Source organism: Burkholderia sp. MSMB0856, assembly GCF_001524645.2.
GTDB classification, from domain to species: Bacteria; Pseudomonadota; Gammaproteobacteria; order Burkholderiales; family Burkholderiaceae; genus Burkholderia; species Burkholderia diffusa.
In genome coordinates this window covers 692507-706424 of sequence record NZ_CP013429.1, presented here as the reverse complement: position 1 = coordinate 706424, position 13918 = coordinate 692507, and the positions used below count along the sequence as shown (strand labels likewise).

Here is a 13918-nt window from a genome sequence, read left to right as displayed (position 1 = left end):
TGCCTTTCTTCAATCAAAGTTGAATCCTATAGTGCTCTCACGGCCGAGGCATGGGGCACTGGCCAACGCAGTACATCAGGAGATGGAAAATGCAACGTTTGACAGGAAAGGTTGCCATCGTGACGGGTGCCAGCGCGGGAATTGGCCGGGCAACGGCGAAGTTGTTCGCGAAGGAAGGCGCCAAGGTCGTGATCGCGGCGCGCCGCGCGGGAGAACTTGAAACACTCGCGGCAGAGATCGCGAGCGAAGGTGGCGAAGCCGCGTATCTGGCGGGCGACGTGCAATCGGAGGACTTCGCGAAGGCGCTGGTCGCGCTCGCCGTGAGCCGCTTCGGTCGTCTGGACATCGCCTACAACAATGCCGGTACGCTGGGCGAGATGGGTCCGAGCACCGGTATTTCCGAAACAGGCTGGAACGCCGCGCTGGCGACCAATCTGACCAGTGCCTTCCTGGGCGCGAAGCATCAGATTCCCGAAATCGTGAAGCAAGGCGGTGGCTCGATCATCTTCACGTCGACGTTCGTCGGTTACTCGTTCGCGTTTCCCGGCACCGCAGCCTATGCGGCGAGCAAGGCCGGCCTGATCGGCTTGACGCAGGCACTGGCCGCCGAGTATGGCGCGCAGGGTGTGCGCGTCAACGCGGTGCTGCCGGGCGCGGTGGACACGGAGATGTATCGAGGCATGAACGACACCGACGAGTCGCAGCAGTTCGTGACCGGGCTGCATGCCCTCAAGCGCGTCGCGAAGCCGGAAGAGCTCGCGCGCTCGGTGCTCTATCTTGCGTCGGACGATTCGTCTTTCGTGACCGGCACCGCATCGCTGGTCGATGGCGGCGCGTCGATCACCCGTACCTGAGCACGCTTGCAATATCCGATCGATCAAGACTCGATATCGTCATTTCCACTTCGTTCAAGGAAAAGGAAAAGGAAATCACTCATGGACCTCAATCTGAAAGGCAAACTCGCGCTCGTCAGCGGCAGTACCGCCGGCATCGGTCTGGCCATTGCCCGCACACTGGCACAGGAAGGCGCTCGCGTGATAGTCAATGGCCGCGCCCAATCATCGGTGGATGAAGTGGTCGAGCAACTGAAGGCGGACACCGGCGGCGATGTGGTTGGATTTGCGGGCGACCTGAGTACGGCCCAAGCAGCCGACGAACTGGCGCAACGCTATCCGGGCGTGGAAATTCTGATCAATAACCTCGGCATCTTCGAGCCCAAGCCGTTTGAAGAAATCCCCGACGCGGACTGGACGCGTTTCTTCGACGTCAACGTCCTGAGCGGCGTACGCCTTGCCCGCCTGTTCCTGCCGGCGATGAAGCAGGCCGACTGGGGGCGCATCATTTTCATTTCGAGCGAAAGCGGCGTGCAGATTCCGGCCGAGATGATCCACTACGGGGTGACGAAAACCGCGCAGATCGCGGTCGCGCGCGGGTTGGCCGAGGCCGTGGCCGGCACGGGCATTACGGTCAACAGCATCCTGGCGGGGCCGACGAAATCGCGCGGCGTGGGCGAATTCGTCGAGACGCTCGCGAAGGCCGACGGCAAATCGTTCGAGGCGTTCGAGAAGGAGTTCTTCGAGAAGGTCCGGCCCACTTCACTCATCAAGCGATTCGGCTCGCCGCAGGAAATTGCGTCTCTCGTGGCCTATATCGCCAGCCCGCTTGCGTCGGCCACGACCGGCGCCGCATTGCGAGCCGACGGGGGCGTGATAAAGAGCGCCTTCTAGCTCCCGGGCCGGACTGGCTTCGGCCAGTCCGGATTGTGCTCGTTCAGTGTTCCGATGCGATCGGTCGATTGCCGGGCAAAGCCAGCCGTTCGCACGCCGGCGCGCCGGATCATACGTGATCCGAAGCATCCTTCATCCGACGAACGAACGCGAAAAGCGATCAGTGAAAGAAGAGTTCCCGCATCCCGAAGGTGTGATGCGCTTCGGCGGCCATCAGCACCATGAGCACCAGCAGGCACAGCGGCGGTATCAGGATCGCGTACACCAGCGCCAGCCGCTCCCACATCATGTGCATGAAGATCGATACGATCAGCCCGGCCTTGGCGATCATCAGCACGACGATCAGCACCCAGCGCATCAGGCCCTGCACATGGAAATAATCCACCAGATACGACAACGTGCTCAGGACGAACAGCAGGCCCCAGATCTTCAGGTAGATGCCGATCGGATGCTGCTGGCCGTGCGCGGCGTCGGGGTGATCGGCGGGATCGGAGTGGTCCATGGACGGCCTCACCACAAATAGAACAGCGCGAAGATGAACACCCACACCAGGTCGACGAAGTGCCAGTACAGGCCGGCGATCTCGACGATCTGGAAGTTGCCGTGCTCGGTGAACCCCGGCTGCAGGATCTTGCGCGCGATCAGCAGCAGGTAGATCACGCCACAGGTCACGTGAAAGCCGTGGAACCCGGTGATCATGAAGAAGCACGCACCGAATTGCGTGGCGCCGAGCGGGTTGCCCCACGGGCGAATGCCTTCGTGGACGATCAGCTTGGTCCATTCGAAGGCCTGCATCGACACGAAGGTCACGCCGAGCAGCGCGGTCGCCAGCAACAGTGCGGCGGCGCGCCGAGCATTGCGCCGGTAGCCGAAATTGACGGCCATCGCCATGGTGCCGCTGCTGGTGATCAGCGTGAATGTCATGATGGCGATCAGCAGCAACGGCACGTCGACGCCCGCCACGGTGAGGCCGAACACCTTCGACGTGTCGGGCCACGGCGCCGTGGTCGACATGCGCACCGTCATGTAGCCGATCAGGAAGCTGCTGAAGACGAAGGTGTCCGACAGCAGGAAGATCCACATCATCGCCTTGCCCCACGGCACCTTGAAGGCTTCGCGGTCGGCCGACCAGTCCGTGACGATGCCGCGCCAGCCGTCAGGCCCGGCGTCGGCGGGCGGGGTGGCAGCGGATTCCGGCGGGAGCGTGGGCGAGGTCATGGCGCGGCTCCATACAGCGGCCCGCAGATGGCGGCGACAACCGCGGGGGTGAGCCACCACATCGCCGCCAGCAGCACGAGCCAGACCGCCAGCAGGAAATGCCAATAGAGGGCGCACAGCGAAATGGCGCGTTGAGCCCGGAACGGGTCCACATGCCGGCGTTGCGCGATCGTCACGGCCCAGGCCGCCAGCCCGCCGAGCACGTGCAATCCGTGCAGGCCGGTGAGCAGGTAGAGGAAGCTGTTGGAAGGATTCGCGATGACGGTCTGCCCGGCCGCCGACAGCATGCGCCACGCGCTCAGTTGCCCGATCACGAACACGGCGGCCAGCCCGCCGCCGCACACCAGCCACGCCACGCGGTGCACGGTCAGTTGCCGGGCCCGCTGCATGGCGACGCTGGCCAGCGCGAGCGCGCCGGTATTCCACCACAGCAGCGCGGGATGCGGGATCGGCTGCCAGTCGGGTTCGCGCATGCGCATGCCGTACGCGAGCAGAAGCAGTGAAAACAAGGCCGTTGCCACGGCCATGAACACGATCAGGCCGACGCGGCTCGCATTCGGCAAGACGGGCGGTGGCGTGTCGGGAACGAAGGTGCGCGGCAGCGTGGTCATTTGCGTGCCTCGCCGGGTTGAATCGTCGAGCGGGCCGGTTCCGGTTGCGGTGCCGTCGCGGGCGGCTGGTTTTGCGGGACGAAGTCTTCCGCTTGTCCCGGCGGGCTGTATTCGTACGCCCAACGGTAGACGACGGGCAGTGCGGCCCCCCAGTTGCCGTGCGCCGGCGGCGTTTGCGGCGTCTGCCATTCCAGCGTGGTGGCCCGCCACGGATTGCCGTCGGCACGCTTGCCGCGCACGAGGCTCCACGCCAGGTTGTACAGGAACAGCAACTGCGCCACCGCCACGATCAGCGCGACGACGGTGATGAACGTGTTGAGCGTCTGCGCCGAGTGCGGAATGAAGCTGTAGCCCTCGTACGCGTAATACCGCCGCGGCATGCCGAGGATGCCGAGATAGTGCATCGGGAAGTAGATCGCGTAGGTGCCGACGAAGGTGGCCCAGAAGTGCGCGCGCCCGAGCGTGTCGTCGAGCATGCGGCCCGTCACCTTCGGATACCAGTGGTAGATGCCGCCGAACACCACCAGAATCGGCGACACGGCCATCACCATATGGAAGTGCGCCACCACGAAGTATGTGTTCGACAGCGGAATGTCCACGCTCACGTTGCCGAGATAGAGCCCGGTCAGCCCGCCCAGCACGAAGGTGCTGATGAAGCCGATGGCGAACAGCATTGGCACGGTCAGGTGGATATCGCCACGCCACAGCGTCAGCACCCAGTTGTAGACCTTGAGGGCGGTCGGGATGGCGATGATGAGCGTGGTGGTCGCGAAGAAGAAGCCGAAGTACGGATCCATGCCGGCGATGAACATGTGGTGCGCCCAGACCACGAAGCTCAGTGCGCCGATGATGACGATCGCCCACACCATCATCCGGTAGCCGAAGATGCTCTTGCGCGCGTGCGTGCTGATGAGGTCCGACGCGATGCCGAAGGCCGGCAGCGCGACGATGTAGACCTCCGGATGCCCGAAGAACCAGAACAGGTGCTGGAACAGCAGTGGGCTGCCGCCCGCATGCTTGAGCGATTGCCCCATCGACACCACGGCCGGTATGAAGAAACTGGTGCCGAGTGTCCGGTCGAGCAGCATCATCACCGCCGACACGAACAGCGCGGGAAACGCGAGCAGCGCCATGATCGTCGCGGTGAAGATGCCCCACACCGTGAGCGGCATGCGCATGAGCGTCATGCCGCGGGTGCGCGCCTGCAGCGTGGTGGTCACGTAATTCAGGCCGCCCATGGTTGCCGCGACGATGAAGATCGCGAGCGACACGAGCATCAGCAGGATGCCCCATTCGACGCCCGGCGTGCCGGGCAGGATGGCCTGAGGCGGATACAGCGTCCAGCCAGCGCCGGTCGGGCCGCCCGGCACGAAGAAGCTCGCCACCAGCACCAGCACGGCCAGCAGGTAGACCCAGTAGCTCAGCATGTTGAGAAAGGGGAAGACCATGTCGCGCGCGCCCAGCATCAGCGGGATCAGGTAGTTGCCGAAGCCGCCCAGGAACAGCGCGGTCAGCAGGTAGATCACCATGATCATCCCGTGCATGGTGACGAACTGGTAATAGTGGTTGGCGTCGATGAAGCTGAACTTGCCGGGAAAGCCGAGCTGCAACCGCATCAGGTCCGACAGGACGAGGCCGACCAGGCCGATGGCGATGGCCGTCAGCGAATACTGGACGGCGATGACCTTGTGGTCCTGGCTCCAGACATAGCGGGTCCAGAAGCTTTTCGGGACGTGATCGGTGTGCGCGTAGGGCATTGCGTCTGCTCCGCTAGGGCTGGCGGTTGGCCGCGGTGCTGGCAGCCGGGCCGCCTTGCGATTCGATGTAGGTCACGAGCGCGGTCAGCTCCTGCTCGCTCAGGTCGAAATGCGGCATGATCGGTGCGTACCCCTTTACGACGCGGGCCGTCGGGTTGCGGATGAACGCGCGCAGATAGGCTTCGTCCACCTTCGCGGTGCTGCCGTCGACCATCGTTTCGGTCTTGCCGTACAGGCCCTTCCAGGTCGGGCCCACGCGCGGACTGCCGTCAACGGTATGGCATGCGAAACAACCTTTGGCCGCCGCAAGCGCCTTGCCCTGGTCGGCGAGCGCCTGGGCGCTGCCGCCCGCCGTGGCGGCAGCGGCCTGCACGCCGGCCTGCTGCCGCTGCGCGAAGGTGGTCTGCTGCGCCAGCCAGCGCGAGAACGATGCCTCGTCTTCCACCACCACCACGCCGCGCATGCTGGCGTGCCCGAGACCGCAAAGCTGCGCGCACAGGATGTCGTAACGTCCCGCCTTGGTCGGCGTGAACCAGAAGGTCGTCACCATGCCGGGCACCATGTTCATGCGCGCACGGAACGGCGGCACGTAAAAGTCGTGCAGCACGTCGAGCGACCGTGTCAGGACCTGGACCGGCCGGTTCAGCGGCAGGTGGACCTCGGGCGTCTCGATCAGGTAGTTGTCGCGGCCGTTGGGGTCGCCGGGATTCAGGCCGAACGGGTTGTCGTTGCTGACGTAGCGCACGTCCGTCGTGCCCAGCTTGCCGCCGGGGCCGGCGAAGCGGAAGCGCCATTGCCATTGACGGCCGAGCACCTCCATCTGCAGCACGTTGCTCGGCGGCCGGATGTAGTCCGCGTAGACGAACAGACCGGGTGCCAGCAACGCCGCGACGCCGACGGCGGTCAGGCCGATCAGCCACCATTCCAGCCGCCGGTTGTGCGGCTCGTAGGCCGCGCGATGCCCGCCGCGGTGGCGGTAGCGCATCAGTGCGATCGCGATGAACAGGTTGATCGCGATGAAGAATGCGCCGGTGATGACGAGCGTGATCGTCAGCATGTCGTCCATGCGCACCCAGTTCGACGCGATCGGCGTGATCCACCAGGGACTGGCAAAGTGAAACCCCACCGCCAATGCGATGATCACGATCAGGGCAATCGCAAGCGCCATGGGCCGCCTCGCCGCGCGTCACACGCCGGAGCCGCCAACCCGCGCTCCTGGCATCGTCGTGCCGCCTTGCCGGATTTCGTATTACATGTTGCCGGCAGTCCACCAAGACCGATTCGCCAAGCGTCGTCGGCGGCTCTAAAGAAAAGGTAGTCTGCTCCTTTGCATCGTGCAAGGCAGCGGAATGGAGGAAGCACGCTCCCATACCCGCATGCATCGCACAACTGATGGTTCAATCTCCCGGCGACGACCAGCAAAACGGCCGCCGCCGGCGTGGATCGTCGAGGCAGCCGTCCTGCGCGGCGCGAAGCAACGGCGTGTCAGGGCGTCGCGTTCTGCTTGCGCCGTTCGAGCATGCCGTAGACGACGGCGGTGACCACCCCGAACAGCAGGTTGGCCAACAACGGTCCGGAGCCGCGCTCCGAGATGAACCAGGGGAATACGGCGGTCATCACGTAGAAGTTCCAGACATACGCGACGATCCCGAACGCCAGGCCGATGACGGCCTCCATGCCGACGCTCGAATCGAAGCGGAACGGGGCCATGATCGCGGCGAGGATCATCCCCATGATGGCGCCGAGCACGTAGTGCAACAGCAGCGCCACTCCCACGATGCTGAAGCTGAACACCGACATCTGTTCGAGCGCGCCACGGCCCATCACCATCGCCGCGATCTTGTGGGTCGGTTGCCACGGGCTTTCATCGAGCACCATGGTCGACCAGAAGAATTCGAGCACGATCACCAGGGCGCCACCCGCGAGACCGGCCACGGCAGCGGCGAGCCAGTCCGGCATGCGCCGTTGCCAATGGTGTGACTGAATGTGCAGTTCCATAGGACCTCCTTGCTGAAGGATCGACCTCAGCACTCAGGCAGGCCGGTTTCCGCGTGTCAGGGGAAAACCGGTGACGTAGGCTCGCCGCCTTCCAGATCCGCTTGCGGAAAATGTCGGGCGATCATCTGCTCGATTTCCTGCTCTCGCAGTGCCGGCACGTCGGCCATGATCAGAATCTGGCCTTCCTTGATCGCGTCACGAAATCGCTCGAGTCGCGCATTCGGCTCGGCGATGCCGATCATCCCGGCCGTCCACGCGCCGAAGCCCGCGCCCACCACCGTCAATGCAACGACGGCGCCGCCCGCGATCACGAGCTCGGCAGGGGGAAACACGAGCGCGACGAGACCGATGAGCGCCCCCGTCGCGCCGCCGAGTGCGACACCACGCTCGAGCGCGTGCACGACATCGCTGCTTTGCAGCAGAGACGCTTCGGGCAATTCTTCAAGGGTGACGCTGTGATCGGCGAGGACGTGGATATGGCGCCAGATGATGCGCGCGCGGAGCAGGTCATCCACGATCGCCTTGGCCATCTGCGTGTCGGGTACGAGGAAATAGAGGCGCCTCATGTCGGCCCCCTTTTTCAGTCTGGAGTACGTTCTATTTTATGTCACCATCGGCAGCGTGGTGCCTGCTCGCGCGTACGGGGTTACACGCGATCACGCTTCAGTGCGCGGCGGAAATTCGCACGGAACCCTTTTTATCGAACCCTTCGCGCGCTTCGCTCAACGCGGAAAGGCCCGGTCAGACCGCGCCGGATGCGTGCAACGTATGAATCTGTTCATCGGCATAGCCGAGTTCGCGCAGCACGCCATCGGTATGCTGGCCAAGCGCCGGCACCGGGTCCATGCGCGGCTCGTCGCTCGGTGCGACGCCGGGCGGCAGCAGGGCAGGGATCTCGCCAGCCGGCGTATCGACGCGGGTCCAGCGATGTCGCGCGGCGAGCTGTTCGTGCGCCCAGACGCCGTGCATGTCGTTCATCCGCGCGTTCGCGATGCCGGCTTGCTCGAGCCGGTCGATCACGTCGGCGGCCGTCAGCGTCGAGAACGCGCGGACGATGACGGACGCGAGTTCGTCACGATTCGCGACGCGGCGGCTGTTCGACCCGAAGCGTTCGTCGGTCGCCAACCCGGGCATGCGGATCACGGTCTCGCAGAAGCGTTTCCATTCGCGCTCGTTCTGCAGCCCGAGCATCACGATCTTCCCGTCGCCGGCCTTGAACGGACCGTACGGAAAGATCGTCGCGTGCGATGCGCCGGCTTGCGGCGGCGGCGATTGTCCGTCGATCGCGTAGTAGAGCGGATAGCTCATCCACTCGGCCATGCTTTCGAGCATCGACACGTCGATGTGCCGGCCGTGTCCGGTGCGGCCGCGCTCGATCAGCGCGGCGAGGATGTTCGTATACGCATACATGCCTGCCGCGATGTCGGCGATCGAGCAGCCGGCCTTGGCCGGCTCGCCGTCGGATCCGGTAATGCTGAGGAATCCGGATTCACTCTGGATCAGCAGGTCGTACGCCTTCTTGTCGCGGAACGGTCCGTCGAGCCCGTAGCCGGAAATGTCGCAGACGATCAGCCGCGGATAGCGCTCTCGCAGCGTGTCGTCGTCGAGCCCCAGGCGCTGCGTCGCGCCGGGTGCGAGGTTCTGCACGAACACGTCGGCATCGGCGAGCAGCCTGTGCACGATGTCGAGCGCCGCGGGCTGCTTGACGTTGAGTGTGATGCTTTCCTTCGAGCGGTTGGTCCACACGAAGTGGGACGCGAGCCCCGGTACGCGTTCGTCGTAGCCCCGCGCGAAATCGCCGACGCCCGGCCGTTCGACCTTGATCACGCGCGCGCCGAGATCCGCGAGCTGGCGCGTGCAGAACGGCGCGGCGATCGCATGCTCGAACGTGACGACCTTGATGCCTTCCAGTGGGCGCATGCTCATCGCTCCGTCAGAACGAACGCGGCAGGCCGAGGATATGCTCGGCGACGTACGACAGGATCAGGTTCGTCGAGATCGGCGCGACCTGATACAGGCGCGTCTCGCGGAACTTGCGCTCGACGTCGTATTCGCACGCGAAGCCGAAGCCGCCATGGAACTGCAGGCACGCATTCGCGGCTTCCCACGACGCATCGGCGGCGAGCAGCTTCGCCATGTTCGCCTGCGCGCCGCACGGCTCGTGTGCGTCGAACCGGCGCGCGGCCTCGAAGCGCATCAGGCTCGCAGCCTCGACGTTGACGAACGCGCGGGCGATCGGAAACTGCACGCCCTGGTTCTGGCCGATCGGGCGGCCGAACACGACGCGATCCTTCACGTACCGCGACACCTTGTCGACGAACCAGTAGCCGTCGCCGATGCATTCGGCCGCGATCAGCGTGCGCTCCGCATTCAATCCGTCGAGGATGTACCGGAAGCCCTGGCCGTCCTCGCCGATCAGGTTCTCCGCGGGGATCTCGAGGTTGTCGAAGAACAGCTCGTTCGTCTCGTGGTTCACCATGTTCGGGATCGGGCGCACCGTCATCCCGTTGCCGATCGCGTGGTGCAGGTCGACGATGAAAATCGACATTCCTTCGGATTTCTTCTTAACGTCCGACAGCGGCGTCGTGCGCGCGAGCAGGATCATCAGGTCGGAGTGCTGCACGCGCGAGATCCACACCTTCTGCCCGTTGATCACGTAGCGGTCGCCCTTGCGTACCGCGGTTGTCCTGATCTTCGTCGTGTCGGTGCCGGTGGTCGGTTCGGTCACGCCCATCGACTGCAGACGCAGCGCGCCGCTCGCGATCTTCGGCAGATAGCGCTGTTTCTGCTCGGCCGAACCATGGCGCAGCAGCGTGGCCATGTTGTACATCTGGCCGTGACACGCGCCGGAATTGCCGCCCGCGCGGTTGATTTCCTCCATGATCACCGACGCCTCGGTCAGGCCGAGGCCCGAGCCGCCGTATTCCTGCGGAATCAGTGCGGCGAGCCAGCCGGCTTTCGTCAGCGCGTCGACGAACGCGTCGGGATAGCCGCGTTCCGCGTCGATCTTGCGGAAATACTCGGCGGGGAATTCGCCGCACAGGTCGCGAACGGCTTCGCGAATGGCTTGGTGCGCGTCGGCAGGATTCATGTTTCGTATCGGGGAACGTCAGGCGAGGATCGCGCTCGCGGACATGGTCAGCCAGCCGTCGTGATCCCTGGCCCAGAGATCGACGGTCTTGCCGTCGTCGGCGAGGCGGCCGCACACGCTGAAGGTGTTGCCGAGGAAAGTCGGCCGTACCGCGCGATACGCGTATTCGCCGATCGTCGCACCGGGCAGCGAGCGCGTGACGAGGTCGAGCAGCAGCGTCGAGATCAGCGGGCCGTGCACGACGAGGTCCGGATAGCCTTCGACCTCGCGCACGTAGGTGCGGTCGTAGTGAATGCGATGGCCGTTGAAGGTCAGCGCGGAATAGCGGAACAGCATGACTTCATCCGGCGTGATGTCGCGCTGCCATTGCGCATCGTCGGGTGCGGCCTTCGGTGGGGGCGCGGCGGCGCCGGGCGCGGCCGGGCCGCGATAGACGATGTCGTGTTCCTCGCGGATCGCGACTTCGCCCCCGGATTCGATCACGTGCTCGACGGTGACGAAGCCGAGCGTGCCGCTGCGGCCTTCCTTGCGTTCGACCGACAGCACGCGCGACGTGCGCGTCGCGATCGCGCCGATCGTCAGCGCGCGTTCGAACGTCAGGCGGCCGCCGGCCCACATGCGCCGCGGCAGCCCCAGGTCCGGCAGGAAGCCGCCCTTGCGCGGATGACCGTCCGGGCCGAGTTCGGCCTGCTGCGCGATCGACCAGAAATACAGCCAGTGCCAGGCGGGCAGCAACGCATCGCCGGTCGCGGGAACGGTCGGATGGTCGAGCGTCGCCGCGAGGGCGATTGCCCGTTCGGCGCTGATCAGGTCGGTCGCGACCTGTTGGACATCGTCGCTGGCATGCGACCGGGGAGCGTTCACTGTCACCTCCATCGCCGGGCCGGCCGGCGGTTTCGACTTGGCATGAAGTGACTCTAGGTGAAGCTCGCGCGCGGCGGGAAATACCGTTTGAATGTGCCGGTCATAGGGGTACCCTATGACTTTCTCGCATCGACCGACCCGCCATGGACATCCGCCAGCTCCGTTACTTCGTCAGCATCGTTGAATACGGGAGCCTCGGGAAAGCGGCCGAAAAACTGTTCGTCGCGCAACCGTCGCTGAGCCAGCAGATCGCGAAGCTGGAGGGCGACATCGGCGTCACGCTGCTGGTGCGCAGCCCGCAGGGCGTGAAGCCGACCGCGGCTGGACAGGCCCTGTATCGCCATGCGCGGCTCGTGCTCCGGCAGATGGAGCAACTGCGCCAGGAAGTGCGGGAAGGCGCGGGCAGCGAGTCGGGCACGGTCGCGGTGGGTTTTCCCACCACGATGACGTCGAGTCTCGCCGTGCCGCTGTTCGAACGGGTGAGGGCGCGCTATCCGGGTATCCGGCTGCAGTACCTCGAAAGCATGAGCGGCTTCATCAACGAATTGCTGGCGAACGGGCGGCTCGACCTCGCGATCCTGTTCCGCGAATCCAACACCACCGGCATCACCGCGATGCCGCTGTTCGACGAGGTGCTGCATCTGCTCGGCGAGCCGGGCGGCGCGGTGTCGTCGCGCGCGCGCACGTGCACACTCGCATCGCTCGCCGGCGTGCCGCTCGTCGCGCCGGGCGTGCAGAACGGGCTGCGCCTGCTGCTCGAACGCACATTCGCGCGCGAGGAAGTGCCGCTCAACGTCATCGCGGATATCGATTCGCTGCCGACGATGATCTCGCTCGCGCAGTCGGGGCTCGCGTGCACGATCCTGCCGGCGTCCGCGCTGGCGTCGCGCGAGCCGTCCAGCCGGCCGAGGATGCGCCGGATCGTCGAGCCGGAAATTCGCCGGCCTGCCAGCCTGTGCTGGTCGAACACGTCTCCGGTCAATTCCGCCGCGCTCGCCGTGCGGCAAACGATCGTCGAGCTGATCGGCGAACTGGCCGCGAGCGGCGCGTGGACGGGCATCACGTTGCGCGAGGGCGAATCCGCGCCGTCGTGACGGGCAGGGTGAGCGGAATGCGCGGACCGCCGCCGCGGATGCGGTGTGCGAAGTCTCCGCGCGCGCCGCGTGAACGATACGCATTCTCCAATGCCGCGATCGGCTTTTCGTTCGGCATGCTGATTGCAGACGGATCGATGAACATGCGTGACACGACACATACATCACACATTCGCCATCGCGCCGAGCATGCCCGAGTCGATCGGATCGCCCGCGCACCGACGGCCGGCCGTTCGCGCGCAAACATCGGCCGTCGGCAGGTTGTACGAAGCGCGATATTGAAACTACACTGGTTATCGGCCGGCGCCGAGACACGCGGCTCATCCATTCAACACGCATCACAGTACTAATTAAACGCGTGCCGACAATCGCCATAGAGGATGCTTGCCTTGTTCCTCAACATCCACCGGGGGAAGTGGCGATGAAAATCGGGGCTGCGCGTCATCCGTCAGCGGTTTGTTAGCCGAACGGCGCGCGCATGAACACGACCGCAGGCATTCACGCGACGTCACTCGGGCTGCACGGCTCGAGCCCGGCGATGGCCGACCTGCGCCGCTATCTGGCGAAGGTCGCGCAGACCGATACGACGGTGCTCGTGACCGGTGAAACCGGCACCGGCAAGGAGCGCGTCGCCACCGCCGTCCACCGCCTCAGCCCGCGAACCGACAAACCGTTCATCGCTGTGAATTGCGCCGCGGTGCCCGACAGCCTGTTCGAGTCCGAGATGTTCGGTCACGAGCGCGGCGCCTTCACGAGCGCCCAGAACGCGTTTCCCGGCCGCTTCGTCGAGGCCGACGGCGGCACGCTGTTCCTCGACGAAGTCAGCGAGATGCCGCCCGCCGTTCAGGCCAAGCTGCTGCGCCTGCTCGAGGACCGCACGGTGATGCCGGTCGGCTCGCTGCGCCGGCGCCCGGTCGATGTCCGGATCGTGGCCGCCAGCAACGAAAGTCTGGAGGACCTGGTCGCGGAACGCCGTTTCCGCGCCGACCTGTTCTATCGCCTGAACGTCGCGCGCATCGAGATCCCGCCGCTGCGGGAGCGGCCGGAGGACATCGCGTCGATCGTCGATCACTTCGTCGCCGAGCACAACCAGCGGCGCGCGATGCGCGTGGGACGGCCCGATCCGGCGTTGCTCGAGTGCATGCGGCACTACCGGTGGCCGGGCAACGTGCGTGAGCTGCGCAACCTGGTCGAGGCGTTGTTCGTCGATGCGCCGGAAGGGCGTCCGTTCGGGCTGGGCGATCTGCCGCCGGCATTCCGCCGCCTGTTCCTGCAGGATTTCTCGGCCGGTGAGCACGAGCGCGAGCGGCTGGTCTCGGTACTGCGCCAGACCAACTGGAACAAGATGGAGGCGGCGCGCCAGATGAACTGGTCGCGCATGACGCTGTACCGCAAGCTGGCCAAGTACAACCTGGACGCCGGCAACACTGCCTCGGTGTGACAGCCGGGCTGTCACATGGTACAGCTCCGCCGCTTTCTCGAATCCCGCTCCGGTCGGGAAATTCCACGCCAAATCAAGCGCTTGTGTCGGCGCATATGCATTGGCCCGCTCCTTGCG

The 13918-nt window shown here is 65.2% G+C and carries 15 protein-coding genes; 4 read left to right on the top strand and 11 right to left on the bottom strand.

All coding sequences use genetic code 11. The features are described from left to right. The first annotated feature begins 89 nt into the window (after positions 1–89). Both WS87_RS31950 and WS87_RS31945 read left to right on the top strand, forming a co-directional pair. A complete protein-coding gene (locus WS87_RS31950; protein WP_059820015.1) occupies positions 90–854 on the top strand; it encodes an SDR family oxidoreductase in 765 nt (254 codons plus the stop codon). A gap of 81 nt (positions 855–935) precedes the next feature. Then, positions 936–1727, top strand: coding sequence for an SDR family NAD(P)-dependent oxidoreductase (locus WS87_RS31945; RefSeq protein WP_059820016.1), 792 nt, complete (start codon positions 936–938; stop codon positions 1725–1727). 160 nt (positions 1728–1887) lie between these two features. On the opposite strand, the gene WS87_RS31940 is transcribed toward WS87_RS31945, so the two are convergent. From WS87_RS31940 to WS87_RS31895, 10 genes are all read right to left on the bottom strand, one after another. Continuing rightward, a complete protein-coding gene (locus tag WS87_RS31940; protein ID WP_059820017.1) occupies positions 1888–2229 on the bottom strand; it encodes a cytochrome C oxidase subunit IV family protein in 342 nt (113 codons plus the stop codon). 8 nt (positions 2230–2237) lie between these two features. Next, positions 2238–2945, bottom strand: coding sequence for a heme-copper oxidase subunit III family protein (locus WS87_RS31935; RefSeq protein WP_059690457.1), 708 nt, complete (start codon positions 2943–2945; stop codon positions 2238–2240). Continuing rightward, the gene (locus WS87_RS31930) at positions 2942–3556 is read right to left on the bottom strand and encodes a cytochrome c oxidase subunit 3 (protein WP_059820018.1); all 615 of its coding nucleotides are present in this window, start codon (positions 3554–3556) and stop codon (positions 2942–2944) included. Before WS87_RS31930 ends, WS87_RS31935 begins: the two co-directional genes overlap by 4 nt. Beyond that, positions 3553–5313, bottom strand: coding sequence for a cytochrome c oxidase subunit I (gene ctaD / locus WS87_RS31925; protein WP_059820019.1), 1761 nt, complete (start codon positions 5311–5313; stop codon positions 3553–3555). The genes WS87_RS31930 and ctaD overlap by 4 nt, the downstream gene beginning before the upstream one ends. Before the next feature lie 13 nt (positions 5314–5326). After that, positions 5327–6481: a c-type cytochrome gene (locus WS87_RS31920; protein WP_059820020.1), complete on the bottom strand. Its 1155-nt coding sequence runs from the start codon at positions 6479–6481 to the stop codon at positions 5327–5329. A 317-nt stretch (positions 6482–6798) separates the two neighbouring features. Then, a complete protein-coding gene (locus WS87_RS31915) occupies positions 6799–7311 on the bottom strand; it encodes a hypothetical protein (protein WP_059535952.1) in 513 nt (170 codons plus the stop codon). A gap of 56 nt (positions 7312–7367) precedes the next feature. Further along, the gene (locus WS87_RS31910; protein WP_059535954.1) at positions 7368–7877 is read right to left on the bottom strand and encodes a hypothetical protein; all 510 of its coding nucleotides are present in this window, start codon (positions 7875–7877) and stop codon (positions 7368–7370) included. 175 nt (positions 7878–8052) lie between these two features. Then, positions 8053–9231 carry a CaiB/BaiF CoA transferase family protein gene (locus WS87_RS31905; RefSeq protein WP_059820111.1) on the bottom strand — a complete coding sequence of 393 codons (1179 nt, stop codon included), beginning with the start codon at positions 9229–9231 and terminating at the stop codon, positions 8053–8055. A gap of 13 nt (positions 9232–9244) precedes the next feature. After that, complete coding sequence (locus WS87_RS31900; protein WP_059820021.1) at positions 9245–10402, bottom strand: acyl-CoA dehydrogenase family protein; 1158 nt, start codon at positions 10400–10402, stop codon at positions 9245–9247. 18 nt (positions 10403–10420) lie between these two features. Beyond that, positions 10421–11278, bottom strand: a complete 858-nt coding sequence (locus tag WS87_RS31895) for an FAS1-like dehydratase domain-containing protein (protein WP_059820022.1) — start codon at positions 11276–11278, stop codon at positions 10421–10423. Between the two features lie 131 nt (positions 11279–11409). Between WS87_RS31895 and WS87_RS31890 the strand changes: the two genes are divergently transcribed. Further along, entirely contained in the window at positions 11410–12360 is a 951-nt protein-coding gene (locus WS87_RS31890) for a LysR substrate-binding domain-containing protein (protein ID WP_059820023.1), read from the top strand. On the opposite strand, the gene WS87_RS31885 is transcribed toward WS87_RS31890, so the two are convergent. Next, positions 12326–12505: a hypothetical protein gene (locus tag WS87_RS31885; protein ID WP_059820024.1), complete on the bottom strand. Its 180-nt coding sequence runs from the start codon at positions 12503–12505 to the stop codon at positions 12326–12328. The two genes, WS87_RS31890 and WS87_RS31885, sit on opposite strands and share 35 nt — an antisense overlap. A 393-nt stretch (positions 12506–12898) precedes the next feature. Between WS87_RS31885 and WS87_RS31880 the strand changes: the two genes are divergently transcribed. Beyond that, positions 12899–13801 carry a sigma-54 interaction domain-containing protein gene (locus WS87_RS31880; protein ID WP_236873279.1) on the top strand — a complete coding sequence of 301 codons (903 nt, stop codon included), beginning with the start codon at positions 12899–12901 and terminating at the stop codon, positions 13799–13801. Positions 13802–13918 lie beyond the last annotated feature (117 nt).